The organism is Arthrobacter pityocampae (genome assembly GCF_002927275.1).
In the GTDB taxonomy this organism is placed as follows: domain Bacteria; phylum Actinomycetota; class Actinomycetes; order Actinomycetales; family Micrococcaceae; genus Arthrobacter_D; species Arthrobacter_D pityocampae.
On the sequence record NZ_PRKW01000025.1, the window covers coordinates 1 to 892 of the forward strand.

At 69.8% G+C, this 892-nt stretch carries 1 protein-coding gene; it reads right to left on the reverse strand.

Annotation, left to right across the window (positions count from 1 at the left end):
• A partial coding sequence (locus tag C4K88_RS18050) for a ComEC/Rec2 family competence protein (RefSeq protein WP_206604393.1) occupies positions 1-892 on the reverse strand: 892 nt, incomplete at both ends.

Here is an 892-nt window from a genome sequence, read left to right on the forward strand (position 1 = left end):
CTCTGGCCGGCCCGGCGTCGTACAGCAGGCTGTGATGCCGGGTGCGCAACAGCACCGCCAGCCCTTGGCCAACGTCCAGTTGCCAGACCTCGACCTGCCCGTGCGGCACCGGTTCCCTGGGCACCCACAAGGCCAGCAGCATCACCCCGCCCAACCCGCGCAGCGGCACTCCACGGGGCAGCAAAACCAACAGAGCGCCCAGGCTCACCAATAGCCAGGCCCATAATGGCAGGGCCGGCGCCACCCATGCCGGGCGCTGCTGCGCCACCAGCGCCAGCAGCCGAAACAGCCCATCCAGCAGGCCACCCGCCAGCCATAGCAACGCCTCCCCTACCCCGCCCAGTGGCAACAGCAACGTACCCAGCAGTGCCAAAGGCAGCACCGCCACGCTCACCCAAGGCACTGCGACAAGATTGGCCAGCGGCGCACTCAGGCTCACCGGCAGCCCCGTGGCCAGCAACACCGGCAGCAGGCCGATGGCGATCACCCATTGCGCGCGCGTCCAGGCCTGCCAAGGCCGCCAACCCCCTAGCCGGGCACTGAAGCAATACACAAGCGTGACCACCGCCATAAATGACAGCCAGAACCCAGGCAGCAGCGCTGCCAGCGGTTCGACCAGCAGCACCGCGACCAGCGCCAGCAACAGCGGCAGCGTCGCACCGAGGTGGCGAAAGCGCAGGCGCCAGAGCAACACCACCGCCAGCATCAGGCAGGCGCGCTGCACCGGCACACCAGCACCGGCCAGCCAGCCGTAGGCCAGCGCCGCCGCCATGGCCAGGCCACACGCCCAGGGCAGCCACGGCAACCGAGCGGGCCACAGCCCCCAACGCGCCAGTCCGGCGACCAGACCGTACAGCAAGCCGGCCACCAGGCCGATGTGCTGGCCAGAGAT